The 26,008-nt window shown below is 64.5% G+C and carries 23 protein-coding genes and 1 tRNA gene; 12 read left to right on the top strand and 12 right to left on the bottom strand.

Translation table 11 applies throughout. The annotated features are described in order from the left end of the window. Positions 1-72: 72 nt before the first annotated feature. The 4 genes from CXR25_RS15735 to CXR25_RS15750 all read right to left on the bottom strand — a co-directional run bounded on the left by CXR25_RS15735 (position 73) and on the right by CXR25_RS15750 (position 4,349). The gene (locus CXR25_RS15735) at positions 73-786 is read right to left on the bottom strand and encodes a hypothetical protein (RefSeq protein ID WP_226823656.1); all 714 of its coding nucleotides are present in this window, start codon (positions 784-786) and stop codon (positions 73-75) included. 236 nt (positions 787-1,022) lie between these two features. Then, positions 1,023-1,098, bottom strand: a tRNA-Thr gene (locus CXR25_RS15740). Positions 1,099-1,257: 159 nt separating this feature from the next. Further along, positions 1,258-2,118 carry a DsbA family protein gene (locus CXR25_RS15745; RefSeq protein ID WP_101597852.1) on the bottom strand — a complete coding sequence of 287 codons (861 nt, stop codon included), beginning with the start codon at positions 2,116-2,118 and terminating at the stop codon, positions 1,258-1,260. Between the two features lie 134 nt (positions 2,119-2,252). Beyond that, positions 2,253-4,349, bottom strand: coding sequence for a serine/threonine-protein kinase (locus CXR25_RS15750; protein ID WP_009884471.1), 2,097 nt, complete (start codon positions 4,347-4,349; stop codon positions 2,253-2,255). Between the two features lie 65 nt (positions 4,350-4,414). On the opposite strand from CXR25_RS15750, the gene CXR25_RS15755 reads away from it, so the two are divergent. Both CXR25_RS15755 and CXR25_RS15760 read left to right on the top strand, forming a co-directional pair. Beyond that, positions 4,415-5,974 carry an alpha,alpha-trehalose-phosphate synthase (UDP-forming) gene (locus CXR25_RS15755; RefSeq protein ID WP_081448626.1) on the top strand — a complete coding sequence of 520 codons (1,560 nt, stop codon included), beginning with the start codon at positions 4,415-4,417 and terminating at the stop codon, positions 5,972-5,974. Then, positions 5,971-6,891, top strand: coding sequence for a trehalose-phosphatase (locus tag CXR25_RS15760; RefSeq protein WP_009884469.1), 921 nt, complete (start codon positions 5,971-5,973; stop codon positions 6,889-6,891). The genes CXR25_RS15755 and CXR25_RS15760 overlap by 4 nt, the downstream gene beginning before the upstream one ends. Positions 6,892-6,936: 45 nt before the next feature. Here the strand turns inward: CXR25_RS15760 and CXR25_RS15765 are convergent, their stop codons facing one another. Both CXR25_RS15765 and CXR25_RS15770 read right to left on the bottom strand, forming a co-directional pair. After that, complete coding sequence (locus CXR25_RS15765) at positions 6,937-8,004, bottom strand: LacI family DNA-binding transcriptional regulator (protein ID WP_096178550.1); 1,068 nt, start codon at positions 8,002-8,004, stop codon at positions 6,937-6,939. After that, the gene (locus CXR25_RS15770) at positions 8,001-8,981 is read right to left on the bottom strand and encodes a LacI family DNA-binding transcriptional regulator (RefSeq protein ID WP_029417503.1); all 981 of its coding nucleotides are present in this window, start codon (positions 8,979-8,981) and stop codon (positions 8,001-8,003) included. Before CXR25_RS15770 ends, CXR25_RS15765 begins: the two co-directional genes overlap by 4 nt. A gap of 302 nt (positions 8,982-9,283) precedes the next feature. Between CXR25_RS15770 and CXR25_RS15775 the strand changes: the two genes are divergently transcribed. From CXR25_RS15775 to CXR25_RS15790, 4 genes are all read left to right on the top strand, one after another. Further along, complete coding sequence (locus tag CXR25_RS15775) at positions 9,284-10,054, top strand: ABC transporter ATP-binding protein (RefSeq protein ID WP_096157550.1); 771 nt, start codon at positions 9,284-9,286, stop codon at positions 10,052-10,054. A 3-nt stretch (positions 10,055-10,057) separates the two neighbouring features. Further along, entirely contained in the window at positions 10,058-11,326 is a 1,269-nt protein-coding gene (locus CXR25_RS15780) for a DUF4032 domain-containing protein (RefSeq protein ID WP_096159734.1), read from the top strand. 171 nt (positions 11,327-11,497) lie between these two features. Continuing rightward, positions 11,498-12,391, top strand: a complete 894-nt coding sequence (locus CXR25_RS15785; RefSeq protein WP_226823655.1) for an SDR family NAD(P)-dependent oxidoreductase — start codon at positions 11,498-11,500, stop codon at positions 12,389-12,391. Between the two features lie 59 nt (positions 12,392-12,450). Further along, positions 12,451-13,944 carry an amino acid permease gene (locus CXR25_RS15790; protein ID WP_096157551.1) on the top strand — a complete coding sequence of 498 codons (1,494 nt, stop codon included), beginning with the start codon at positions 12,451-12,453 and terminating at the stop codon, positions 13,942-13,944. A gap of 99 nt (positions 13,945-14,043) precedes the next feature. On the opposite strand, the gene rlmB is transcribed toward CXR25_RS15790, so the two are convergent. Then, complete coding sequence (rlmB, locus tag CXR25_RS15795) at positions 14,044-14,979, bottom strand: 23S rRNA (guanosine(2251)-2'-O)-methyltransferase RlmB (protein WP_009884462.1); 936 nt, start codon at positions 14,977-14,979, stop codon at positions 14,044-14,046. Between the two features lie 78 nt (positions 14,980-15,057). Continuing rightward, positions 15,058-16,509, bottom strand: coding sequence for a cysteine--tRNA ligase (gene cysS, locus CXR25_RS15800; RefSeq protein ID WP_096178544.1), 1,452 nt, complete (start codon positions 16,507-16,509; stop codon positions 15,058-15,060). Positions 16,510-16,803: 294 nt separating this feature from the next. Here cysS and CXR25_RS15805 point away from each other — a divergent pair, with 294 nt between their 5' ends. The 5 genes from CXR25_RS15805 (at position 16,804) to CXR25_RS15825 (ending at position 22,032) form a co-directional block, all read left to right on the top strand. Next, the gene (locus CXR25_RS15805) at positions 16,804-18,372 is read left to right on the top strand and encodes a sodium-dependent transporter (RefSeq protein ID WP_069600872.1); all 1,569 of its coding nucleotides are present in this window, start codon (positions 16,804-16,806) and stop codon (positions 18,370-18,372) included. After that, positions 18,372-18,476 carry a methionine/alanine import family NSS transporter small subunit gene (locus tag CXR25_RS15810; RefSeq protein WP_083248838.1) on the top strand — a complete coding sequence of 35 codons (105 nt, stop codon included), beginning with the start codon at positions 18,372-18,374 and terminating at the stop codon, positions 18,474-18,476. Before CXR25_RS15805 ends, CXR25_RS15810 begins: the two co-directional genes overlap by 1 nt. Positions 18,477-18,721: 245 nt before the next feature. Then, a complete protein-coding gene (locus CXR25_RS15815) occupies positions 18,722-19,813 on the top strand; it encodes an S-(hydroxymethyl)mycothiol dehydrogenase (RefSeq protein WP_069600873.1) in 1,092 nt (363 codons plus the stop codon). Beyond that, on the top strand, positions 19,813-20,484 hold the full coding sequence (locus CXR25_RS15820) for an MBL fold metallo-hydrolase (RefSeq protein WP_069600874.1): 672 nt from the start codon (positions 19,813-19,815) through the stop codon (positions 20,482-20,484). Before CXR25_RS15815 ends, CXR25_RS15820 begins: the two co-directional genes overlap by 1 nt. Before the next feature lie 237 nt (positions 20,485-20,721). Further along, complete coding sequence (locus CXR25_RS15825; RefSeq protein WP_096146329.1) at positions 20,722-22,032, top strand: amino acid permease; 1,311 nt, start codon at positions 20,722-20,724, stop codon at positions 22,030-22,032. Here CXR25_RS15825 and CXR25_RS15830 read toward each other — a convergent pair. Genes CXR25_RS15830 through CXR25_RS15845 form a run of 4 tightly spaced genes read right to left on the bottom strand, consistent with a single transcriptional unit; the run spans position 22,002 to position 25,042 of the window. Next, on the bottom strand, positions 22,002-23,027 hold the full coding sequence (locus tag CXR25_RS15830; protein ID WP_101597856.1) for a hypothetical protein: 1,026 nt from the start codon (positions 23,025-23,027) through the stop codon (positions 22,002-22,004). The genes CXR25_RS15825 and CXR25_RS15830 overlap by 31 nt on opposite strands. 7 nt (positions 23,028-23,034) lie before the next feature. Next, on the bottom strand, positions 23,035-23,589 hold the full coding sequence (ispF, locus tag CXR25_RS15835) for a 2-C-methyl-D-erythritol 2,4-cyclodiphosphate synthase (protein ID WP_069600877.1): 555 nt from the start codon (positions 23,587-23,589) through the stop codon (positions 23,035-23,037). Continuing rightward, positions 23,586-24,623, bottom strand: a complete 1,038-nt coding sequence (locus CXR25_RS15840) for an IspD/TarI family cytidylyltransferase (protein ID WP_307722854.1) — start codon at positions 24,621-24,623, stop codon at positions 23,586-23,588. The genes ispF and CXR25_RS15840 overlap by 4 nt, the downstream gene beginning before the upstream one ends. Then, the gene (locus CXR25_RS15845) at positions 24,560-25,042 is read right to left on the bottom strand and encodes a CarD family transcriptional regulator (RefSeq protein WP_009883639.1); all 483 of its coding nucleotides are present in this window, start codon (positions 25,040-25,042) and stop codon (positions 24,560-24,562) included. Before CXR25_RS15845 ends, CXR25_RS15840 begins: the two co-directional genes overlap by 64 nt. A 329-nt stretch (positions 25,043-25,371) precedes the next feature. On the opposite strand from CXR25_RS15845, the gene CXR25_RS15850 reads away from it, so the two are divergent. Continuing rightward, positions 25,372-25,956 carry a hypothetical protein gene (locus CXR25_RS15850; protein ID WP_069600878.1) on the top strand — a complete coding sequence of 195 codons (585 nt, stop codon included), beginning with the start codon at positions 25,372-25,374 and terminating at the stop codon, positions 25,954-25,956. Positions 25,957-26,008: the final 52 nt, after the last annotated feature.

Below are 26,008 nucleotides of genomic sequence, written 5' to 3' on the forward strand. Positions count from 1 at the left end.
GAGAAGACCCCGCGTTCTGCACTGCTGTGGAGAACGCGGGGTCTTCTCAATGAGCGCCCTGCTGCTTTCTGGTCAGGTGGCGGGGACCTCGAACTCAGAGCTGAATTCGGGGACCTTCTTGTCCTCGCCGAGCACCTTCGCCTCGGGACGAAGGTAGGTCCCTTTGAGCACGTCGGCTGTTTCACTCACGTAGATCGGAACGTAGCCCGTGTGCTCTCCATCGCGGCGCGGCGCGAGGTCGAAATACTCAAAACCGGCATCCTTGAGTTCGTCTTTGGCACTCGATGCGTAGTTGGCCTCTTCGCCGGCGCTGTCGAGGTAGAAGTCCGATGCGCTGATGGTGCCGCCGTAGCTGTCGCCCGGTTCCACCTTCACCTCGATGTAGACCATCTCCCCATCTGGGTTGTCGGCGGCTTCGTAGTACTCCGTGGGGTTGTTGCGGACTGCGGACACGAAGGTGATGACGTCCCCGGTCTCCTCATCGGTGAACTCTGTGCCGATCTCCACCTCGGTGCCCTCGGCCTTGTCGCTCATGCCTTCGGCCTCGTCCGTCTCTGTGGTCTCAGCCGCTGTCTCGTCCGTGGTCTCCTCTGCGGGCTCTTCGGCTTCGAGGGCTTCGCCCTGCGATTGGCTGGGTGCTGCGTCTTCGGGGGCTTCATCCGCCGCTGTGTCATTGCTGCCGCAGGCTGACAGTGCCAATACGGCGGCAAAGGCCAAGGCGGAGGTCTGGGTGAGGATTCGGGCTGAGTGGCGTCCGGTGCGGTTCATCGGTTTCCCTTTCGACATGATGGGCGCTGCATGAGCTGCGTGATTGACGACTCATTGGCCCTGACAAGAAGAGACTCTATGGCACACGGCCTGGGGAGCAGGTGATGATCACAGCACACTGCGTGGCAGATCTGACACAACTGGCCGTCGCACATGTGTGGCGCACCTGTGACGGGCGGAGGCGCATGCGTGACGCACCCTCACCGGGGCAGAAAAGAACCGGGCCAGACAGTGAACTGTCTGGCCCGGTTACGTGGAGCCCCCCATCGGACTCGAACCGATGACCTTCGCTTTACAAGAGCGGTGCTCTACCAACTGAGCTAGGGAGGCGTGGCGGCGAAACGATGCCGTCTGCGCCTACACGATAGTAGTCCATTCACCTTCGCGGCGACAAAACGGACGCGAGGGTAACTTCACCGTACGGACTTCACGTCCGGGCATCGGCCGACTGCCACCTCGGCGGCGGTCGACCGATGCTGATGGACGAAGTCAGCCCTTGAACTCGCCGGTGGCCTTGAGGATCTCCAAGGTCAGCGCCTGCGGGTCGCTGGTCTTGTCGGTCTGCTTGCCGTTGATGAGCACCCACGGAGTGGCTTCCACTCCGCTGTCGAGGGCCTCCTTCGACGACTTCTCAACGAAGTCCTTGAACGACTGGTCCGTGACGCAGCTCTCGACGGTCTGCTCAGGGTCGGAGGTGAGCTTCTTCGAGGTGTCGACACCGGCTTCTTCGGCGACTTTGAGCAGTTCCTCATCGGTGCGGCCATTGCCCTGCTCTTCGGGCTGCTGAGCATACATCGCGGGGAAGAAGTCCCTGACGGTTTCAGGCTGGGAGTCGACGACGCAGGCCGCGAGGTTGGCGGCACGGGTCGAATACTCATTGCCGCTGGACATCCGGTCGAGGATCGACACCGGCTTGTAGTCAAGCACGATCGAACCTTCGTCGGCCAGCTTCTCCAGAGTCGGAGTGTTGGCTTCTTCGAACGCCTTGCAGCCTGGGCACTGGAAGTCGAAGTAGACGGTCACGGTCGCGGCGTTTTTCTTGGCACCGGCTTCGGCAGGGGTCGGCAGATCTGACTCTTCACCGTCGGGCAGCTGCTTCGGCTGCACCACTTCGCCGTCCTTGGCCATGCTGACACCGTTGGCGACGTAGTTGGCCGGGGTGATGCCCGGTTTGCTCTGCTGGAAGATGAGAACACCGACGACCGCGGCCACAACGACCACGACGACGCCGATCCCCACGTAGAGGATGGTCTTGGCGGTCTTCTCCTTCTTGGCCTGAGCCGCTGCGATCTGACGCGCGTTCTCACGTGCTTGGTTCCGCCGATTGTCACCGGAATTGTTCTTCGCCATTGTTCCTCACGTTGCGATCGTCTGACGTCGGCCCGGCCTCGGACCGTGGGGAATCGGGTCGATATACGAGTCCCGACCGTCCCACCTTACCCAAACAGGTGGTGGCCCGACTCCCAGTGAAATTCAAGAATCAACTACACCGGGTCCGGAAGATAGGTGAAAGGGTTCGACGTCAGCGGCCACCAGGACATCCCGGATCCGGACTGAACAGCCATGATGCCGATGATGATGAGAAGCGCGATCGCCGACAGTGCGATGAGCCTGCCCAGGTGGTTGCGTGTCACCCCGGAGACCATGAGCCGTGATCCGTAGCGCAGGCTGCCCGCGCCCGGACCCAGCCACAGCACGAGGGCACCCGCGGCACCGGCGGCCCACACCGACCACTGCTCCGAGTATCCGCTGGGCACGATTCCCGCGATGTCGAGTCGGGTCAGCACGAGCATCGCGATACCCGCGATCGCCGGCAGGATGAGAGTCGCGATCGAGGTCAGCACCGAAGCGAGGATCGCGGCCGGCGCCGAGGCGAGTGAGCGCAGAACTCCTCCGCCGTCGGTTCCGCGTTCGAACCGGTGCTTCTGGGCCTTGCGATCCAGTCGTGTGCCGGTCCGCGCCAGGATCGACCACAGGAACACGAGGAGTGTCACGAGCAGCGGGCCCAGCGGCATGATCGCGATGGCCAGCAGGATGAGGCCGAAGACCACCCACCCGCCGGTCCGGACCGTCCGATAGGTCATCGGTGCCCAGCCATAGCCGGGCTGGCCCGGCTGGACAGGTCGGCTCTGCTGTCCGCCTTGGACTCCGGTGCCGTTGGAATCGGGTCGGGCAGTCCCCTGACCAGCTGGTGGTCCGCCGCGAGCAGCAGGTGGTCCGGCGAGTCCATACCCTGCCCCGCCGAGGTTGGTCCCGGCCATCGCTGAACCGGGAGCGGCTTGGATGCCGCCGTTGGGGTTGCGCACGGGAGGTGCCGTGCCCCGGTTCATCGGGCCTGGGGCCATTGTGGGCGGACTCCCCTGCCCACCGGGCATCATCCCGGAGCGGGCCTGCGGCTGCTGACCTTGCACCGGTTGGCCCTGCACTGGCTGGCCCTGCAACGGTTGGGCCTGCGGACGCTGGCCTTGCCCTGGCTGGCCGTGTGGGGAGTAACCCGGCTGTGGGTATCCCTGCGGGTTCGTCCCGCCGGGACCCGACCCCGGGTAGCCGCCACGGGGTGAGCCATGGCCGGTTGCACCATAGCCTGAACCGTCAAATCCGGCAGCACCGTAGCCCGCGGCTGCGCCCGCTGCGGCACCACCGGCGGCAGCACCTGCAGCACCAAAAGCGGCAGCTCCGCCATAGCCTGACCCATTGCCTCCACCGCCGTCGACTGCAGGCATCCGCGCCGTGCCCGTCGGGGATGCCTGGTTCGAGGCCCCGGCTGCGGGTCCGGATCCCAGCTGCGGTTCGCGTCCGGATTCGATGTCGACGAGGGCATCGAGGATCATCTGGCCGCTCGGCCTGCGTTCGGGCTTCGGGTCGAGGCAGGCCGCGATGAGGGGAACGAAGTTGCGGGGCGCATTGTCGAGGTCGAATTTGCCCATGGCCACTCGCCCCAGCACCGCCTCGAGAGGCCCCGAACCGTAGGGATTGCGGCCGGTGGCGGCGTAGGCCATGGTCGCGGCCCACCCCCACCAGTCGGTCTTCTCACTTGAGGTCTTGCCATCGGCGATCTCCGGTGACAGGTAGCCGGGTGTTCCCATCACGAGGCCGGTCGCGGTCACTCGCACTTCGTCGGCGACCTGGGCGATGCCGAAGTCGATGACCATCGGTTCGCCGTCCATGATCATGACGTTCGCTGGTTTGAGGTCGCGGTGGATGACACCGGATTCGTGCACGGCGTTGAGGGCATCGAGGAGGGCGTGGCCGAAATGGACGAGCTCATCCTCGGCGAAGGGACCGTGGTCCCTGACATCATCGGACAGCGTCTGCCCATCAACGAACTCGGTGATGATGAAGGGCTGAGAGGATTCGAGCTCCGCGTCGAGCACCTCGGCGATTCGGGGATGTTTGATCCTCCGCAACGTCCTGACCTCGCGTCCGAGGCGTTTGCGAGCGGTCTCATCATTGGCGATGTGAGGGTGGAGAACCTTGACGGCGACAGGGTTGTTTCCGCCGTCGACACCGAGGTAGACGACACCCATGCCGCCCGAGCCGAGCTCCTCGATGAGGCGGTAGCCTCCCAGATCCTGATCCATCACCCTCCCAAGCGTAGTCGAGCGAGTACAGTTCGTTCCAAGGACCGACACAGGAGGAGGCGCAGATGAACACCGTCAACTCTGCCGAAACCACTACCGCATCTCCGTATGGCGACAGCGATTTCGTTGTTGTCGCAAACCGACTGCCCGTGGACCGGGACCCAGCCGAGACAAGCCAAGGATGGCGTACCTCACCTGGGGGTTTGGTCACTGCCGTGGCTCCGGTGATGAAGTCTCAGGAGGGTGCGTGGATCGGCTGGACCGGGGTGCCCGATGTTGATTTCGACCCGTTCACCATCGACGGCATGCATCTGGTTCCCGTCACCCTCACGAGTGAGGATGTCCTCAAATATTATGAAGGATTCTCCAATGCAACTCTCTGGCCTCTCTATCACGATGTGATCGTTCCTCCCGAGTTCCACCGCACCTGGTGGGACTCGTATGTGCGAGTCAATGAGCGCTTCGCGGCCAAGGTCGCCGAGGTGGCTGCTGAGGGTGCAACCGTCTGGGTCCATGACTATCAGCTCCAGCTGGTTCCGCAGCTGGTGCGACGGATGCGACCGGACCTGGCGATCGGGTTCTTCAACCACATTCCCTTCCCGCCGTTCGAGCTCTTCGCCCAGCTGCCCTGGCGCGACGAGATCCTGCGCGGCCTCCTCGGCGCGGACCTCGTGGGATTCCAGCGTCCGGCCGATGCCGCGAACTTCCGACGTGCTGTGCGTGGGCGTCTCAACTTCACGACGAAGGGCTCAACCGTCAACGTCCCGGCAGGTGATTTCCTGCCGGAGCACATCGTGCGCGCCGAGGCCTTCCCCATCTCCATCGACACCCCGTACCTCGAGGAGCTGGCGCGTGATCCGAAGATCATCGAGCGAGCCCGGCAGATCCGCGAAGAGGTCGGCAATCCGAAGGTCATCATGCTCGGCGTCGACCGGATGGACTACACGAAGGGCATCCGGCACCGTCTCAAGGCGTTCGGGGAGCTGCTGGCCGAGGGCAAGCTCGACGTCGAGGATGTCGTCCTGATCCAGATCGCGACCCCGTCGCGGGAGCGGCTCGAACAGTACAAGATCATCCGTCACGACGTGGAGCTGGCGGTCGGGCGGATCAACGGCGAGCAGGCCGAAGTCGGGTCCATCGCCGTCCACTACCTCCACCATTCCTATCCGCGCGATGAGATGACGGCGTTCTTCCTCGCCGCCGACGTCATGCTCGTGACCGCCCTGCGCGACGGGATGAACCTCGTGGCCAAAGAGTATGTGGCCTGCCGCAGGCGTGATGACGGAGCCCTCGTGCTCTCCGAATTCACCGGGGCCGCCGACCAGCTCAAGAGCGCCGTGATGGTCAACCCGCACGACATCGGCGACCTCAAGGCCGGCATCCTCGACGCCGTGCAGATGGATGAGAAGACGCGTTCACGGCGGATGAGGCAGATGCGCAAGAAGATCGCTACGGACACCGTGAGCATCTGGTCGAAGAAGTTCCTCGCCGAACTCGAGGCCATTCACACGAACCCGGAGGCGATCATCCCCGCCCGTCCCGCCGCCCTGCCCGAGCGGTCGACGACGGCCTCGGATCGCGTCACCTCCACCGTTACACATGCACCTGGTGAGGATCGTCAGTGACAGCGGATTCGTCACCACAGTCGACTCCCGAATACACTCCCTCGGACGCCCTCGACCTTGGGCAGCTCACCGGCGCCGATTCGGCTCTCATCGCTCTCGACTTCGACGGTGTCCTCGCCCCGCTGCAGGACAATCCCGAGCTGTCCCGGATGCTCCCGGAGTCGGCGCAGGCGATCGCTGGCCTCAGCATCCTGCCCGCGACCCGGGTGGCTCTGGTCTCTGGACGCGACGTCACCACCCTGCGTCGGCTTGCCGACCCGCCTGTCGGCGTGTGGCTGGTGGGTTCGCACGGCGCCGAGGTGGAGCTGGGCTCCTCGTCTGTCCCCGAGGTGTCGATGACGTCACCTGAGGTCAGCACCGAGGAACAGCAGATGCTCACCGCCATCGACGCCCACATCGAGTCCTTCGAACTCGACCTGTCCGCGGGGTCAGGCTCGGAGGTACGGTCGGGCTCGGACATACAGACTGGGTCGGACATGCGGACAGGTTCAGACACCGAGGTGAGGGTGGAGCGGAAGCCGTTCTCACGCACGGTGCACACGCGCGGCCTCGACGAGGAATTCGCCTCCGCACTGCACGCCCATGTCATCGCCGTGCAGGCCGAATATCCTGGGATCCGCGTTATCGAGGGTCACGACATCACCGAGCTTGCGGTGAAGACTGCGACGAAGGGTGATGGACTGCGATCCCTCATCGCCGCCGGGTCACCCTCGGCGGTCCTCTACCTCGGCGATGATGTGACCGACGAGGATGCCTTCGCCGAGCTCGAGAACCTGACCACGAGCCTGAGCATCAAGGTCGGACCCGCCCCGACTCGCGCACCCTGGCGAATCACGGACCCCGACGCGGTCGCCGAGCTTCTCACCCGTCTGGCGAACGAGCGCCGCGCGCAGGTGGCACACCTGCCACGGGCCTGACGAAGCCTGGGCTCAGGCTCCATCTCATCTGCGAAGCACACGCTGTCAGCGTCGTTGCGGGGGCACTGCACTGGCGCGCAGGACAAGGTCCGGGGTCACCGAATAGTCGATGGCCACCTCGGCGCCGGGATCGGCCATCATCGCTCTGACCTCGTTGAGCGCGGACACCGCGATCGCCTCCCAGTCGTAGCTGACCTGCGACAGCGGCGGGGCGATGACATCGGCATCGGGCATGTCCCCGACCGTGAGCAGGGACAGATCGCGGGGGACGTCGAGGCGAGCGCGGCCGGCAGCCTCGAGAATGCCGAAGGACAGCGAGGGTGCACAGGCGATGACGGCCGAACACTGCTGGCCCAGCAGCTCCTCGGCTGCGGCGACGCCGGCCATGGTGCCGCCGGCAGCTTCGACGACGGGGGCCTGATCACGGGTGGCGGGAATGTGGAGGACCTGGGCGATGGACTTGCGGAACCCGGCGATGCGCACGGCTGCGGCGGAGTCACGCAGCACGACGAGCCCGATCCGACGGTGGCCCAGGTGGACTAGGTGCTGCACGGCGGTCGCGATTCCGTCCGTGGCGTCGAGGACGATGCGGGAGATGCCGTCCGAGTGTCGGGCGTTGGAGACTCTGATCTGCGGCAGGTCACGCTCGGCCAGTTTCGCCGCCAGCTCACCGGCCGCTCCCCCGCCGAGGACGATCGCACCCTGCACATGCGGCTTGCTCCCGTGCGGGCCCAGCAGCGATTCGGCCAGGGCATCGGCGCGTTCAACGGCAGCCTCCACGTGTACGGCCGCGATTCCTTGTGCGAAGACTTTGCTGGTCAGAAGCTCGAAGAGGCGTGCGTAGGGGTCAACGTTTCCGGGCGCCACGGTGGGTCTGACCAGGGCGATCATCTGCCTGGGCGGTGTCTCCCGGGTGCCCGAATCCACGCCGAGGATGGCCAAGGCCCGCCTGACCTTGGCCAGGGAACCGGCGGAGACCGAGTCGGGGTTGCGCAGTGCTCGCGAGGCCGTCGCCTTCGACACTCCTGCCGCGTCGGCGATGGTGTCGAGCCCGACGTGTTTGTGTTCAGCAGGCTCGGGTGTGCTGCACGGTGGGTTGGCTGCCGAGTTCACTGTCGCGCCGCCGTCGTTGAGGCTCGGGCCAAGAGCCGGGGCCGGAACACCGGTGGGACCGATTGGAGGTCATCGCCGGAGATCTTCAGCGTCGACAGTGTCGCGGTGACGAGTGCCTGCGAGAGTCCCTCGACGTCGATGCCCAGGACTGTGGCCGGCGGACCGGTGAACTTCATCGTCGGCGAGTCACCGAAGCCCACGATCGACATGTCGCGTGGGACCTGCAGGTGCCGGTTGCGCAGACCATGCAGAGCCCCGTGCAGCTGCAGTGCCGACTGCACGATCACGGCGGTGCAGGTCGCATCCTTGAGATCGAGGACGGCACGCGAACCACCGGAGAAGGACTTCGGAACCTGTGCGATCCAGTCATCGAGCCTGACCCCGAAATTGCGTGCGGGATGTTCGGCCCGGAAGCGTCTGATCAGCTGGACCGCCAGTTCACCGCTGTCGTTGCAGATGAGACCGATGCGGCGGTGACCGATGGCTTGGAGATGTTCGAAGGCCGTCGTCATTCCCCCGCCGAGGTCGAGGCGGGCGGCGATGATGTCGCCGCTGACATCATCGGAGTCCACCGCCGACTGTTCGTCGACGCGGATGCAGGGGATATCGGTGTGCAGGCTCGTCAGGGTCGGCGTCACGAGAGCAACGGCACCGGCATCGACGGCGACCTCAAGCGGGGTCGTCTCGGTTTCGACGGGAGGTCGGGTGATGAGCAGGCCGTGTTCCTGCAGTGCTGTGGCCACGCGGGTGCAGACCTGAACCTGCCAGTATTCGGGGTTCCCGGGTGCGCTGACGGCGACCAAGCGCCTCGGCGCCTCGTGCAGGAGGGTGGAGCGGGAGTATCCCAGCGCATCCATGGCCTCAAGCACTCTGGCTCGGGTCTCCTCGGCGACGGCACCGCGCTTGCCGAGGACACGGGAGACGGTCGCCAAGGACACGCCTGCCCGGGCGGCGACGTCGTCAAGCTTGACCTTCATACCGGGAAGTCTATCGGGGTCAGCCTGCCCGGCGACCACCTCGGCGATCTGGGCCGCATCGAGCTCCGCCGGCTCAGAATTCGCGTCTCCCACCCATGCGACACGCCGTTCTCACAAACTATCTTGTCACTCTGAGGGCCTGCCCGTCGGGCTGTCAGGATGTGTTGAGCAATCGTGAGATCCGCGGTTTCTCACCCAGCTTTCGCCCAGTTGTGCGCCCGCGCGCTGGCACAGTGCTGAGAATCACTCTACGCATTGTCGAATTGACTGTCACCGGGCGCAGTCGACGGCTTAGGATGAGGATGACTGAGCATCCCCGCCAGGTCACCGACGACCAGCTGCTCACGAGTTTTTTAGGAGGAAACATGTCAACAGTGTCGTTGAATGGCCTCAGTCACGCCTACGAGAACACGGTGTCCCCTTCGGTTCACCCCTTCAACCTCTTCATCGACGACGGAGAGTTCCTCGTCCTCTACGGACCGTCCGGGTCCGGCAAGTCAACTATCCTGCGCATGCTCCACGGCCTCGAAGCCCCCAAGACCGGCACGATCCTCATTGACGGAAACGATGTCACCCATGCCGCGGTCAACGATCGCGATGTCACCCTCGCTCTTGAGAGCTACGCCCTCTACCCGCACATGAGCGTGCGCGACAACCTCGGATTCGCCCTCCGCGTCGATGGTCTCCCAGCCGAGGAGATCCGGGACCGTGTGGAGTCCGTGACCTCGAAGATCGGGCTGCGCGACATCCTCGACGATGTGCCCGGCGACCTCTCCGCCCTGCAGCGCCAGACGATCGCCCTGGCCCGGGCCGTGGTCCGTCAGCCCAAGGTCCTCATCATGGACGAACCGGTCGTCAACCTCGTCCCCGAGCACCAGGCCGACACCCTGCGCCTGGTCAAGGACCTGCAGCAGGAGTTCGGGCTGACCACCCTCTATGCCACAGCGAATCTCGAGGACGCAAAGGTCCTCGGCGACCGCATCGCCTTCCTCGACCATGGGCGTCTGATCGGGGTGGAGAAACCTGAAGTCGCCGAGGCGCTCGTCGCCTCGATCTCGGACGTGGACTCCTGATCGGTGCCCGAGACCACAGCACCGCAGATCCATGCGGTCCACAGTGCCGATCATGATGCGATAGCACAGCTGCCCTGGCATCTTCCGCTCGGTGACTGGCCCCATGACTTCCTCGGCGGGCTGCCCCGTGGAATCTCCCGCCACGTCGTGCGCTTCGTCGAAATCGGCGAGGAGGTCCTCGCGATCAAGGAGACCGACGACCGTCGGGCGCTGCGCGAATTCGACATCCTCGGCGTGCTCGGGAATCTGGCCGTGCCCACGGTCGAACCGCGCGCCTATGTGACCAACCGCAGCACCACCTCGGCGAAGGAGCTGCCCGGAGCGCTGCTGACGGCCTATCTGGACTTCTCACTGCCCTACCGCGCCCTGTTCTCGCGGTCCCTGGCCGAGGACACGACCGGGCGCCTCGTCGACGCCCTGGCCGTCCTCCTCGCCCGGCTCCACCTCGTGGGCTTCTACTGGGGCGATGTGTCGCTGTCGAACACCCTGTTCCGGCGCGACGCCGACGCCTATGCCGCCTACGTCGTCGATGCGGAGACCGGTGAGCTCCACGATCAGCTCTCCGATGGTCAGCGGCAGATGGATCTGCGGATCGCCAAGACGAACATCGCCGGTGACTTCCTCGACCTGCAGGCCGCTGGTCTCATCGATCCCGAGGTCGACCCCCTGGCCGCCGGGGAGCGCCTGCTCGAGGCCTACAACGGGCTGTGGGCCGAGCTGACCCGGGTCGAGGAGTTCTCCGTCAACGAACGCTGGCGCATCGACGAACGCATCCGCCGCCTCAACGACCTGGGCTTCGACCTGGGTGAGCTCACCGTGACCACCGACCTCGACGGCGTCAGCCTGCTGGTCGAGCCGAAGGTCGTCGAACCCAACCACCACTCGCGCAGGCTCCTGCGCCTGACCGGCATCGGCGCCAACGAGAACCAGGCGCGGACCATGCTCAACGACCTCGACTCCCATCGCAGCGCCCCCGGCTTCACCGGCGGAGCCCATGGCTCGGGAGAACTGCCCGTCGAACTCGGCGAGGAAGAGGCCGCCCGACATTGGCTCAACGAGGTCTACAAACCCCTCATCGCCGCCATCCCGGAGAACCTCACGCACAAGTTAGAACCGGGACAGATCTTCTACGAGTTCGTCGAACACCGGCGTGTGATGTCCCGGGCCAGGCAACGCGACATCCCGACGATGGAGGCGATCGCCTACTTCATCGTCGACTACCTCTCCAACCTCCCCGACGAAGCGCTCTACGTCGACAGCCAGAAGTTCTGAGCCTCCGGCTGCACAGATTCGGGCAAGGTAGGCCGTGGTCGGGATTCCATTACGTGGAACGTGGACCCGACAGCCGCCTCGGCGGGCATATCTTTGAGATCACCAGGATCGCCGTCCACGATGACCACCATCATGGCCGTCCACTCGATCAGAACCCCGGAAGGACCTCCGATGTCGCAAGTCCCACAAGATTCAGCACCGGCGAAGCAGAACTCCATGCCGAATAATGAGAACAACCCCTCGATTCCCGCGCTCTTCGACCTCAGCGGCCGCACCGCCGTCGTCGTCGGTGCCGGATCCGGACTGGGTCAGGCGAGTGCGATCGGACTCGCCGATGCCGGTGCTCATGTCGTCGTCGCCGACCTCAACCTCGACGGCGCCGAGGAGACAGTGCGCATCATCAGCCAACGCCAGGGAGATGCGGGCAGCACAGGCAAGGGCGGGCACAGCGTCGCCGCCTCGCCGGGAGCCGAAGCCGCCCGCGTGGACATCACCGACACCGAGTCGGTCAACGCCCTCGTCGCAGCTCACCCGGAAGCGCAGGTCCTCGTCATCACCCCGGGCGCGAACGTGCGCAAACGACTGCTGTCGACGACCGATGAGGAGTTCGACCGGGTCATCGACATCAATCTCAAGGGCACCTACCGTCTCATGCGCGGGTTCGGTGCCGAGATGGCCGAGCGCGGACGCGGCTCCATCGTCACCTATTCCTCGTTCCGTGCGCTGGCGATCGAACCAGGCCAGGGTCTCTACGCCGCAGCCAAGGCCGGGGTCGTGCAGCTGACGAAGACGTTGGCCAGCGAGCTGGGCCCCAAGGGTGTGCGCGTCAACGCGATCCTGCCAGGGCCCTTCGACACTCCCCTGACTCAGCAGATCAAGGCCGATGAGGAATGGTGGAACGCCTACGCGGAGAAGACAGCTCTGGGCCGGTGGGGCCAGCTGCACGAGATCGCCGGGCCGGTGCTCTTCCTCGCTTCCGACGCCTCGACCTACGTCACGGGACATTCGCAGCTCGTCGACGGCGGCTGGATGGCTCAGGACGGTCGCTTCTCCCCGCGGCTGTAAGTCTCCGGTCGTACGCAGTCGCGTGCGACCGCCGTGACTGCACGTGCAAGAATATTCGCATGACCGCTCGAGACAACGTGCCCTCCCCTGCAGCGACCGAACGAACTCGGCTGAGCACTCAGCTGGTGCGTCGCAAGTCGATCACCAGCATGATCGAGGACACCCAGGACGCGTCCACCGGCGGTCTGCGCAGAACCTTCGGCGTCTTCCAGCTGACGATGATCAGCGTCGGCGCCACCTTGGGCACGGGCATCCTCGTCATCCTCGGTGAGGCTGTTCCGATCGCCGGTCCCGCCGTCTGGTTGGCCTTCATCCTGGCCGGAATCACGGCCCTGCTCTCCGCTGTCAGCTATGCGGAGATGGCGGGTATGGTTCCGGTGTCAGGGTCGAGCTATTCGTATTCCTATGCGACCCTCGGCGAGGGTGTGGCCTGGGTCTGCGGGTGGTGCCTGGTCCTCGAATATGCGGTCTCCGTCGCCGCCGTGGCCGTCGGTGCCGCCGACTACGTCAATGAGACGCTGCGGATCTTCGGCCTGGAGCTGCCCGCGTCATTGTCGGCCGGCCCCGGCATCGCCGAGAGCCCCGGCGGAGTCATCAACCTCTCGGCCCTCATCGTCGTCCTCCTCGCCACGGTCCTGCTCATGCGCGGGGCCAAGGAGTCCGGCATCGTCAACACGATCATCGTGTTCGTCAAGCTCGGCATCCTCGTGTTCTTCGCCGTCGTCGCCTTCACCGCGTTCAAGGCCGGCAACTTCGAACCGCTGCTGCCCATGGGTGCTGCCGGTGTCACCGCCGCGGCATCGAGTGTGTTCTTCTCCTACATCGGCTTCGACGCGGCCTCGACCGCCGGTGAAGAGGCGAAGAACCCGAAACGGGACCTGCCGCGGGCGATCATCCTCTCGATGGTCATCGTCACCACCATGTACGTGCTCGTCGCCGTGGCTGCGATCGGTGCACGGCAGTGGCAGTGGTTCGAGACCGCGAAGGCTCCCCTGGTCCAGATCGTCCACGAGCTCACGCAGTCCAACCTTGCGGTCTTCATCTTCGCGGCCTCCGCAGTCCTCGCGATCCTCTCGGTCGTCATCACCGTCCTCTACGGACAGTCACGGATCCTGCTCACCATGTCCCGCGACGGTATGGTCCCGCGTGTCTTCGGCATCGTCTCCCCGCGGACCGGCACTCCCCTGGTGGGCACGCTCGTCACCGGTGTCCTGGTGGCGATCACTGCGGCGCTGATTCCGCTTGGCGAGCTGGCGAATGCCACGAGCATCGGCACGCTCTTCGCCTTCTGCCTCGTCAACATCGCCGTCATCTACCTGCGTGTGAAGCGTCCGGACCTGCCGCGCTCATTCAAGGTGCCCTTCGGCCCGGTCATTCCGATCCTCGGCTCGCTGGCGTGTGCGTTCCTCATGGTCAACCTCGGCGGAACCACCTGGATCGTCTTCGGCCTGTGGATGGTCGTCGGGTTCGTCGTCTACCTCACCTACAGCCGCCGCCACTCCCGCGTCGGCGCCCTCAGCGACAGCGACTACCGCGCGAGCATGGACGCCTGAGCCGCGATACGGTTCGCTCAACCTCCCGATGTCACAAAACCTCCCCGGCGCCGGGCACTTTTAGTGACGTCGGGGAGGTTCAGTTCGGGCTGGTCGCTGTCAGCCGCGGCGGGTGCGGGCGACTTCGTAGAGGGAGACGGCCGCTGCGATTCCCGCGTTGAGGGACTCCGTGGTCGCAGCGATCGGGATCGAGACGATCTGGTCGCACTTGTCGGCGATGAGACGCGAGATGCCCTTGCCCTCGGAGCCGACGACGATGCACAGCGGGTCGCGGCTGAAGGTCAGCTCCGGCAGCTCGACCTCACCGTCCATGTCGAGTCCGACGACGAAGACGTTCTGTTTCTTGAGCTCGTCGATGGCGCGCGCCAGGTTGACGACCTGGGCGACCTTGATGCGGGCGGCCGCACCGGCGGAGGTCTTCCACGCGGCGGCGGTCATCGAAGCGGCACGACGTTCGGGGATGATGACCCCGTGCCCGCCGAAGGCAGCCGCCGAGCGCACGATGGCGCCGAGGTTCCTCGGGTCCGTGATGCCGTCGAGGGCAACGAGCAGCGGAGCCTCGGCCCGGTCGGCTGCGACCTCGAGCAGGTCACGGGGCTCGGCGTAGTCATACGGCGGGATCTGTAGGGCGATGCCCTGGTGGATCGCGTCATCGGTGAGCCGGTCGAGGTCGGGCTTGCTCGCCTCGAGCATCGAGATGCCGCGCTTGGTGGCCAGGGTGATGGCCTCACGGACACGGTCATCGGAGTCGATGCGACCGGCGACGTACATCGCGGTTGCCGGAACGTCCTCGCGCAGAGCCTCGAGCACCGAGTTGCGCCCGGCGACCATGTTCGGACCGTTCTCCTTCTTGCGGCGCCTGGCCTGGTTGGCGCTGGAGGCCTTCTTGGCCGCTGCCGTCTTGTGCGCCTTGTGATAGACGCGGTCCTCGGCCTTGGGCGTGGGGCCGCGGCCCTGCAGGCTGCGCTTGTTCTTGCCGCCGGAGCCCTTGGTCGGGCCCTTCTTCGAGCCGCCGGAGCGTGGGTTGGAAGCCATGTGATTCCTTAAGAGTCGTAGGTGGTGGCGAACCGGAGTCCGTCACCGGGAGAGATTTTCTGAGCGAAGTGCGGTGGGTCAGCTGTCTTTGACGTGGTAGCGGTAGCCGTCGGCCGTGTCCTCGATGACGATTCCGGCAGATGCCAGACTGTCCCGGATCGCATCGGCGGTGGCGAAGTCCTTCTCCGCCTTCGCCGCAGCCCTCTGTGAGGCGAGCGCATCGACGAGGGAATCCAGCGCCGTTTCCACCGTCGCATTCGTTCCTGACTTAGCCCATGCCTCGGCGCTGGGATTGACTCCCAGGATATCGAGCATGAGCTCCACCTCGGCGACGATCTGCGTGAGCTGGCTCCGATCCTGACCGGAGTCGAGGAGCTTCGCACCCTCGGTGACCGTCGCGAAGACCACGGACAGCGCACGGGGCACGCCGAGGTCGTCGTCGAGCGCCGCTGCGAACTCCGCGGGCACGTCGACGCCGCGACCGCGGTAGGAGTCGCTGACATCGGGCAGTGCGGGTGCGCCGTCTCCGAGCGTCTGCCGGGCCCGCTGGAGGAAATTCGCCAGGCGGTCCAGCGAGGCCGTCTGCCGGTCCATGGCCTCGGGTGAGAACTCGAGGATCGACCGGTAGCTGGCACCGGTGAGGAAGAAGCGCACGGCCAGCGGGCTGTAGCGGTGGAAGAGTTCGGAGGCGAAGACCGAGTTGCCGAGCGACTTCGACATCTTGTCCCCGCCCACGTTGAGCAGGCCCGAATGCATCCAGATGTTGGCGAACCGGTCGCCAGCCGCGCGCGACTGGGCCAACTCGTTCTCGTGATGAGGGAAGCGCAGGTCGAGCCCACCGCCGTGGATGTCGAAATTCTCGCCGAGGTACTTCGTCGACATGGCCGAGCACTCGATGTGCCAGCCCGGTCGGCCCCGACCCCAAGGAGCCGGCCACGAGGCGGTGCCGGGCTCGCCGGGTTTGTGCGCCTTCCACAAAGCGAAGTCCCGGGCGTCCTTCTTGCCCCGCATGTCCGCATCGTTCGCGGGTTCCATGTCCTCGAGGCGCTGGTTGGTCAGTTCCCCATAGTCCGCCCACGAGGTGGCCGCGAAGTAGACATCGCCGCTGTCATCGAGTGCCGGGTAGGCATACCCCGCGTCGATGAGTCGATCGATGAGTTCGATCATCTCGGTGATGTGCCCGGTGGCGCGGGGTTCGTAGCTGGGTGGCAGCACGTCGAGGGCGGCATAGGCCTGGGTGAAGGCCCGCTCGTATTTGAAGGCGTGGGCGAACCAGGGTCGCCCCTCCTCGGCGGATTTCGACAGGATCTTGTCGTCGATGTCCGTGACGTTGCGGACTAAGGTGACGCTGTAGCCGCGGTACATCAGCCAACGACGAAGCTGGTCGAAGACCGAGGCCGAGCGCAGGTGGCCGATATGTGGCTCGCCCTGCACCGTGGCACCACAGACGTAGATGCCCACGTGCCCGGCATTGACGGGGCGCAGTTCGTCGGTGGTGCGGCTGGCGGTGTTGTACAGAGCGATAGTCACGCACACAAGTCTACCGGGGACGGGCGGTGTGTTGCCGCCTGTGCGAACATCAGGGTGTAAGGACGACTATGAGGTGTCCAACATTTGATACGCGACTGTTACTCAGCTCACGTGACTTACGGCACGTTTCACAGGTCCTTCCCATTATGCTGGTGGACGGTCAACGAAACCGCTCCAGATCCACCACGAGGCGAACTCTCAGAAGCGGTACGCTAGCTTGCCGACGGCACGGTCACAGCAGACTGCCCCATCGGCATCAGCCTCACAACAATGCGGTTGGACAGAAAGGACATCATGTCTTCCACCAAAGCACCCCAGAGGGAGGTCTTCGCCACCCGCGGCGCGTTCATCTTCGCAGCCATCGGATCGGCAGTCGGCCTCGGCAATATCTGGCGCTTCCCGTACATCACGTACGACAACGGCGGCGGCGCCTTCATCATCCCCTATCTCGTCGCTCTTCTGACAGCTGGCATTCCGCTGCTGTTCTTCGACTACGCAATGGGCCACCGGTCCCGCGGCTCAGCGCCGCTGGCGTTCAGGATGGCGTCGAAGGTCGCCGAGCCCATCGGCTGGTTCCAGACCGGTGTGGCCTTCTTCATCGGCATCTACTACGCAGCCATCATCGGCTGGGCCGGCTGCTACATGTTCTTCTCGCTCAACCAGGCCTGGGGCGATGACGCGACCGGCTTCTTCACCGAGACGTTCCTTCACGCCAGCGACCCGGGCATCTCGTTCGAGTTCGTCCCCGGCATCCTGATTCCGATCATCCTCGTGTGGATCGCCACGCTGGGAATCCTCCTGGCCGGTGTGCAGAACGGCATCGCGCGATTCTCGAAGATCTTCATCCCGCTGCTGGTCGTCCTGTTCCTCGCGCTCGTCGTCCGGGCCCTGTTCCTGCCGGGCGCCTTCGACGGCATCAACGCACTGTTCACCCCGGACTTCGCTGCGCTGGCAGATCCGGCAGTATGGATCGCGGCCTATGGGCAGATCTTCTTCTCACTGTCGATCGCCTTCGGCATCATGATCACCTACGCCTCTTACCTGAAGCGGAAGACGAACCTGACCGGTGCCGGACTCGTCGTCGGCTTCTCGAACTCCGCGTTCGAGATCCTCGCCGGAATCGGCGTCTTCGCAGCTCTCGGCTTCATGGCTGCGGCGCAGGGCACGCAGGTCTCCGAGGTTGCCGAGAGCGGCATCGGACTCGCGTTCATGGCGTTCCCGACACTGATTTCGGAGATGCCGGGAGGCGCGCTGTTCGGCTTCGCCTTCTTCGCCTGCCTCGTGTTCGCCGGGCTGACGTCGATCATCTCGATCGTGCAAGTCCCGATCCAGGCCGTGCGTGAGAAGTTCGGCCTCGGCGACAGGGCGTCGACCTTGCTCGTCGGCGGAATCATGGCGGTCATCTCGATCCTGCTCATGCCCACCGTCACCGGCCTCTACGTCCTCGACACGATCGATGCCTGGGCCAACAACATCGGCATCGTCGGCGGTGCCGTCGTCGCGCTCATCACCATCGGCTGGATCGCCCGCAGACTTCCTGTCCTGCGTGATCACCTCAACGCGATCTCGAGCTTCAAGGTGGGCTGGCTCTGGATGATCATCCTCGGCGGTCTCACGACCATCGTGCTCATCTACATGCTCATCACCCAGATCATGACCTACTCGACCGAAGGCTACGAAGAGTATCCAGCCGTCCTCACGGGCACCTTCGGCTGGGGCATGATCGGACTGCTCATCATCGCCTCGATCGTCCTGACCCTGATCAAATGGCCCCAGAAGACACTCGACGCGGCCGAAGCGGCCGTCGCCGATTCTGTGGCCGAAAAGAATCGCACAAACACCACTCACGGAGGAGCACACTGATGGGTACCTCAGCAATCGTCATGATGGTCATCGCCATGGTCACCGTCTGGGGCGGCCTCATCGCCGCAATCATGCACCTGCGTAAGCACCCGGACCAGGAGTGATCACCGCCGAAAGGCAGTGATCTCACACTGACGATCCGATAGCTCGGAGGCGGTTCGACACCTGGTGAAAGGAGTCGAGCCGCCTCCTTTGCTCTGCCTGCCTGCTGACCTGAATTCTCATTCGGTGAGCACACTGGTCGTGAGCGCCATGCCTGGTTAGGGTGGGGGCTGTACGAACTCATCGTCGGGCGAACTCAGCCGTTGACAACGCATTGAGCACACCGCCCAGAGCACTAGGAGACGCAATGCCACAGACTGTCAAAGGTGTCATCTCCCGCAGCAAGGGGGCGCCGGTCGAACTCACAGACATCGTCATCCCCGACCCGGGACCCGGCGAGGTCGTCGTCGACGTGAAGTCGTGCGGCGTCTGCCACACGGACTTCCACTACCGCGAGGGCGGAATCAGCGACGACTATCCGTTCCTGCTCGGCCACGAATCGGCCGGCACGGTCTCAGAGATCGGCGAAGGCGTCACCGACGTCGAGGTGGGCGACTTCGTCATCCTCAACTGGCGCGCCATCTGCGGTGAGTGCCGGGCCTGCAAGCGCGGCGAACCCTGGTACTGCTTCGACACCCATAACGCTTCGCAGAAGATGACCCTGCCCGACGGCACCGAGCTCGAAGCCGCACTGGGCATCGGGTCCTTCGCAGAGAAGACCCTGGTCGCGGCCGGACAGTGCACCAAGGTCCCCGAGGCTGATCCCGCTGTCGTGGGTCTGCTGGGCTGCGGTGTCATGGCCGGAATCGGTGCCGCCATCAACACCGGCGAGGTCACCCGCGGCAAGACCGTGGCCGTCATCGGCTGCGGCGGCGTCGGCTGCTCGGCTATCGCCGGTTCTGCGCTGGCCGGTGCCGGCACGATCATCGCCCTCGATCTCGATGACAAGAAGCTCGACTGGGCGAAGGATCTCGGAGCCACCCACACGGTCAATACCCGCGGCAAGAGCGAGGACGAAGTCGTCGAGGCCATCCAGGAACTCACCGGAGGCTTCGGCGCCGACGTCGTCATCGACGCGGTCGGCCGACCTGAAACCTGGCGACAGGCCTTCTACGGCCGTGACCTCGCGGGCACCGTGGTGCTCGTGGGCGTGCCGACCCCGGAGATGGAGCTGAGTGTTCCGCTGCTCGACGTCTTCGGCCGCGGCGGTCGCCTCAAGTCCTCCTGGTACGGTGATTGCCTGCCCGAACGGGACTTCCCAATGCTCGTCGACCTGTATCAGCAGGGACGCGTGCCTTTGGAGAAGTTCGTGTCTGAGCGCATCGGGCTCGGCGACGTCGAGGAGGCATTCGAGAAGATGAGTCAAGGCAAGGTACTGCGATCGGTGGTGGAGCTCTGATGACGGCAATCGAACATCTGGTCACGTCTGGAACGTTCTCGCTCGACGGCGGAACCTGGGATGTCGACAACAACGTCTGGATCATCGGCGACGACTCCGAAGTCATCGTCATCGACCCCGCGCATGACGTCAATGCCATCGCGGAGAAGGTCGGGGCGCGTGAGGTCAAAGCGATCCTGCTGACCCACGGTCACGACGACCATGTGGGAGTCGTGCGCGACTTCGCACATCGCGTGGGCAACCCGCCCGTCCACCTCAATCCCGAGGACCATATCCTCTGGGACATGACCTACGAGGGCTACCGGCCCGATGCGGAGATCTCCGACGGCGACACCTGGCACGTCGCCGGGGTCAGGATCAAGGCACTGCACACGCCGGGCCACTCCCCCGGTTCGACCTGCTTCTTCATCGAAACAGGACTGCCGATCCCAGCCTCGGCCGGTGCCGGCAGTGCCGTCGGGCCTGTCCTCTTCTCCGGGGACACACTGTTCAACGGCGGTCCGGGAGCCACCGGACGTTCCCATTCGAGCTTCGACACGATCATCGCCTCGATCAGGGACGTCCTGTTCAAGCTCCCCGACGCCACCATCGTCCTCACCGGACATGGTGAGCCGACCTCGATCGGCGCCGAAGCGCCGTCGTTGGACGATTGGATCAAACGCGGAGAGTGAGAGCCGCACACCAGTGAGAGTCGGAAACCTCTGACTCGCCGAGGTGGCGCCTGAGTTTCCCGGTTGAAGATGCCGTGGTCGCAGATCTGCGACCACGGCATCTCTTCGTTTGGGGTCGGAGGTTAGAATCATCTGGTGCCTGAATCTCAATCACCGCTGCCGCCCGAACCCGCAGACGCATCATCAGCTGCACCGACGCCTGATGTTGCGGGAGGCGGAGCCGGCCTCAAAGTCGGAATGAAGCCGCGCCACCTTGTCATGATGAGCCTCGGATCAGCGATCGGAGCTGGCCTCTTCGTCGGCTCCGGTGCCGGCGTCCAGGCCGCAGGACCCGCCGTTCTCATCTCCTATGTGGTTGCCGGGCTCATCGTCGTCTTCGTCATGCGAGCACTCGGGGAGCTCGTGGCTGCCGACCCGAATCCCGGCGCCTTCTCCCACTACGCCGGCCGAGCGATGGGTCCTGCCGCCGCATTCGCCGTCGGCGCCCTGTGGTGGGTCCAGCTCTGCCTCGTCGTCGCCGCCGAGGCCACTGCCGCTGCACAGATCGCGGCCAGCTACGTGCCGTCGGTCCCACAATGGGTCATCGCTCTGGCCATCATGGTCATCTTCACCGCGATCAACCTCACCACCTCGGGCAGCTTCGGTGAGTTCGAGTTCTGGTTCTCCCTCATCAAGGTCGCCTTCGTGACCCTGTTCCTCGTCCTCGGCGCCGCATTCCTGTTCGGCTGGACCCCGGCACAACCGCCCGAGACCATCTTCGCCGATGGATTCATGCCCACAGGTCTCCCCGGTGTTGCGGCCGGTCTCCTCGTCGTCGCGTTCGCTTTCGGCGGGATCGAGATCGTGGCGGTCGCCGCCGCCGAGACCGCGAACCCGAGTCGCAGCGTGACACAGGCGATCAAGACCATTGTGTGGCGAATCCTGTTCCTCTACATCGGCTCCGTGGCGATCATCGTGCTCGTGCTCGACTGGAAGGACGAACGGCTGGCCGAGTCACCCTTCGTCGCGGTCCTCGACACCGCTGGTCTCCCCGTCATCGCCTCTCTCCTGGCCGCGGTCATCGTCATCGCACTGCTGTCATCGATGAACGCGAACATCTATGGTGCTTCCCGAATGGCGTTCTCCATGTCCGAGCGGAAGATGCTTCCGCCAGGACTGAGCCGCACGACCAGACGCGGCGTCCCGATGATCGCGGTGCTGGCCACCTCGGCGTTCGGATTCGTGGCAGTGGCCCTGAACTACTTCTGGGCCGCCAAAGTGCTCGGTGTGCTGCTCAACATCGTCGGGTCCACGCTCATCGTCACCTGGGTCGTGACACTGATCTCCCAGATCATCATCCGCCGCCGTACCGAGGCCGCCGGCGAAGAACTGCCGCTGAAGATGTGGCTCTTCCCCTGGCTGTCCTATGCGACGCTGGCGGGCATCGCCATGATCATCATCCTCGGTCTGACCGTGGAGTCCGTGCGCATCCAGATCATCGGCACCCTGGTCTTCACCGCAGCGCTCTACGGCATCGGCTACCTGGTCACGCGCAAGCGCAGAGCCTGAGCCAGTTCGCCCAGAGCGGGAGCCAGTTCAGCCAGAGCGGGAGCTGCGTTTCGCTTGGGGTTTCGCTGCGAGTCCCGTCGTGCCGCACGTCGAGCCATCTGTCCGGCCCACCCGTTGAGCATGTCGAGGGTCTGCCCCTCATGGCGGGCGAAATGTCGGCCCGCATACTCGCCGACGTCGATGGGTACGAACAGCTCCAGTGCGTCGAGGACGAGCCCGGCTCCTCGTGCCGACATCGGTATCCGCACACCGGTGACGGCATGTACGGCCTCGGCGGATGCCTGAGTGGGCCTCCGCAGGTGCGTTCTCAGCGCGGTCCAACTGCCCTCGCGCACACTCAGTTCCGCGACGTAGGGAATGAATACTGCCGGTGGAGCGGAGAGCAGAGCGGCCGGAACAGCCACGATGAGGCCACCACCGAGTCCACGCCGTAGCCCTCGCACGGTCTCCCGACGGCCGCTGGCCATGAACACGGGCATCGCGGGCGGCTGCCAGTAGCGGGCGTTGCGGCCAGTTGTCCTCTCCGACAGGAGTGCTGGCGAGAAGACGAGGATCTCGGACTCCGGGAACATCGATACTGCGATATCTCGGTCCCCGTCGACCTGGCTGGTGATCGCAATGATGCTCGGCCGAATCCCGGAAATAGAGGCTGCAACCGGCTCGTCGAGGTCCCCTGGCCGTGTGGTCAGCACGACAAGATCCCACGAGCTTGAACTCACGGTGGCCCAATCGACAACGGGCACCCGTCGCACAGTCTCTCGCCCAGTCGAGCCCACTCGTCGTGGGTATGCCGCGTCGCGCGGGCGCGCGGTGTCTCGCGTTGGTGCTGAACTTTGCGGGCGCACAGTGTCTTGCAGGCGCACAGTGTCTGGCGAGTTCAGAGCCTCAGAACCCGGGTTCGCCGAACGTGAGACCACAACCGTCTCGTGGCGTCTGCCGAACAGTGCTGCGGCTGCGGCGCCGATCGCCCCGGCACCCTGGAACACGACCTTCATGCCGTGCTCACCGCTGAGTCGGTGCCGATGCTGGTTCCGCGGCCGGTGCCGGCTCGGATGCCGCAGCCTCGCCGCTTGCAGCTGGGTAGACGAGAGCGTTCGCGATCGCCGCGACTCCTTCGCCCCTGCCGGTCAGTCCGAGCGCATCGGTCGTTGTTCCTGACACTGACACCTCGGCGCCGGCTGCCGCAGATAGTGCTCGTTGAGCGTCGTCGCGCCTGGTGCCGATCTTCGGGCGGTTGCCGATGACTTGGACTGAGATATTGCCGATCTCGAAGCCCGCCGCGCGGACCTGGCGTGCAGCCTCGGCGAGGAGGGTGGCCCCGGAAGCGCCGGCGAATTCGGGTCGATCGACACCGAAATGCAGTCCCAGATCACCGATCCCCGCAGCGGAGAACAGAGCATCACAGCACGCATGAGCGGCGACATCGGAATCGGAGTGCCCCTCGAGCCCGCGTTCTCCGGGCCAATGCAGCCCCGCGACCCAGAGTTCACGCGCGGGATCCTCGGAGTAGGCGTGCACGTCCACACCGATACCGGTACGCGGAATCACCACTGTCATCGTCGCTCTCCTTGTTCGCTCTCTGCCTTGTCCGATGCCTCGCTCGCCGCGCTCATCGTGTCGTCTCGACCTGCCACCTCGGCACTCCGCTTGGTTTCCTCAGCGTCTCGCATCGTCGCGATGTGCTCACCAAGTACAAGATCGAGCGGATATGTGATCTTCAAGGCCTCTTCGTCTCCGTCAACAGCAACGACATCGACGCCGAGGCGCTCGACGAGTCCCGCATCATCGGTCGCGGCGACAGCCCCGGGCCCCGAGGAGGCGAGATCCTCTTCGTATTTGTCATGTGCACGGCGCAGGGTGCTTGCAGTGAAACCCTGCGGCGTTTGGACCCGGCGCAAGCGCGAACGATCAAGATCGCCGTGGAGGACCTCAACAGTCGGTAACTCCTGGTCGCTCTCGGCACTGGATTCGACCACAAGTTGCCGACCGTTTGCCTCTGGCCGCGGTTCAGGCGCCGAGGGTCCGTCGTTCACGGCGGTACCGCGATCCGACTTCACCGCGGGTCGAGTCTCGGCGCGGCGAACGGTGTCGGTCATCGGCAGGACCGGGACGACCGCCTCGGCGCCGGCACGGACTGCTGCGACCACGCGTCGGAAGACCTCAGGCGGGGTCAACGCGCGGGCTGCATCGTGGACGAGAACGACGTCTGCGGCACCAGCGGATTTCAAGGCTAATTGCACAGATTCGATTCGATCATTTCCACCTGCTACAACTGTGATTGAAATGTCGGAATGATCAGTTCCGGAATCCGTCAGCGTCGATTCTGCAATTGAATCGATTTCACTGCGAGCACGCATTAAAAACTCCTCGGGAGCAGCGACCACAATTGCGGAAGCAACTCCCGAGGAGATGATCGTCTCAAGACTGCGAGCCAGAAGGCTCTTCCCGTTCAGCCGAACGAGGGCCTTCGGGTCTGCACTGCCCAAGCGCGATCCCGACCCTGCGGCCGGAACGATGACGCAGGTACTCAGGACGCGAGCACTTCGTCCAGAATGGCCTCGGCCTCGGATTCCTCTTTCTTCTCGGCCAATGCGAGTTCGGAAACGAGGATCTGCCGAGCCTTGGACAACATGCGCTTCTCACCAGTCGACAGGCCGCGGTCCTGCTCGCGACGCCACAGGTCACGAACGACTTCGGCAACCTTGATCACGTCACCGGACTGCAGCTTCTCAAGATTCGCCTTGTAGCGACGAGACCAGTTGGTGGGCTCCTCAACGAATTCGGCGCGGAGGACGTTGAAGACCTTCTCGACACCTTCTTCACCGACGACATCTCGCACGCCGACGAGATCGCAGTTTTCCGCGGGAACCTCGATGACTAGATCACCATGGGCGACCTGGAGCTTGAGGTACAGTTTCTCCTCACCTTTGATGGTTCGTTTTTTGATATCTTGGATTGTCGCTGCACCGTGATGTGGATAGACAACTGTGTCGCCGACCTCGAAACTCATATTCTCTTCAAACCCCTTTCGCGGACCTCCAGTTTACCATGAGGCGCGCCACAGAAATCGTTCAGGGTAGGGAATCTTCATGCTAGGCTCCGCTGCGCGTCGTCACGTCCAGCACCTCATCACGGGCAATGCTGAGAACTCAGGGCTGAAACTATTTCACCTGGGCTGGGCACTGTCATCCTCCGGGTCCGCACTCCCCCACTCGATCTCACCCGCTCGATCTCCGTTGTCTCCCGCTCGATCTCGCTCGGAGGCATTCCGGGTTCTACGGCCGGTCAAAAACCGGGTAGTATACAGATTGATCTTGTATTGCCACTTCAAGGAGCAAAATGAAACGGCACAACCGCGCGGCACTCGCAGTTGCCGCACTCGCTCTCATCATTCCCGTCAGCGGATGTGCAAGCATGCTGTCACCTCACCAGACTGCCGAGTATCACTACAACGCCGGTGACGGTGCGTGGGGTTCGGTCGGAGACGTCGAGGTGCGCGGAATGATGCTCATCATGGACGAGTCCGGCGAGGGCCCGGCCCAGCTGTTCTACACGCTCATCAACAAGGGCGATTCGACTGCTTCGGTGTCCCTGGAAGTCGGCGAGAAGACGCAGAAGGAGTCGGTCAAGGCCGGCGAGACCTACGTTCAGGACCCAGAGAGCTCGGCGGCGACGTCAACGAAGCCGGTCATTGTGGACGGCCTCAAGGCCAAGCCCGGCGATCTGGCCGATGTCACCGTCAAGGTCGGCGACGATGAGAAGACGATCCGGACCCAGGTCCTGTCGAACTCCTTGCCGCAGTACGAAGAGTACGTTCCCAGCGAAAAGCCCTCGGAATCACCCAGCGAGGATGCGTCCCAGCCCAGTGGCGATGCATCTCAGTCCGGTGAACAGGGCGAGTCTGCAGTTGGAGTCAACGGCTGAGCACAGCCGCACGAGAGCTGAGTACAAGAAAAGGAGCCGCCCATGTGGGCGG

Source organism: Brevibacterium aurantiacum (assembly GCF_003932995.1).
In the GTDB taxonomy this organism is placed as follows: domain Bacteria; phylum Actinomycetota; class Actinomycetes; order Actinomycetales; family Brevibacteriaceae; genus Brevibacterium; species Brevibacterium aurantiacum.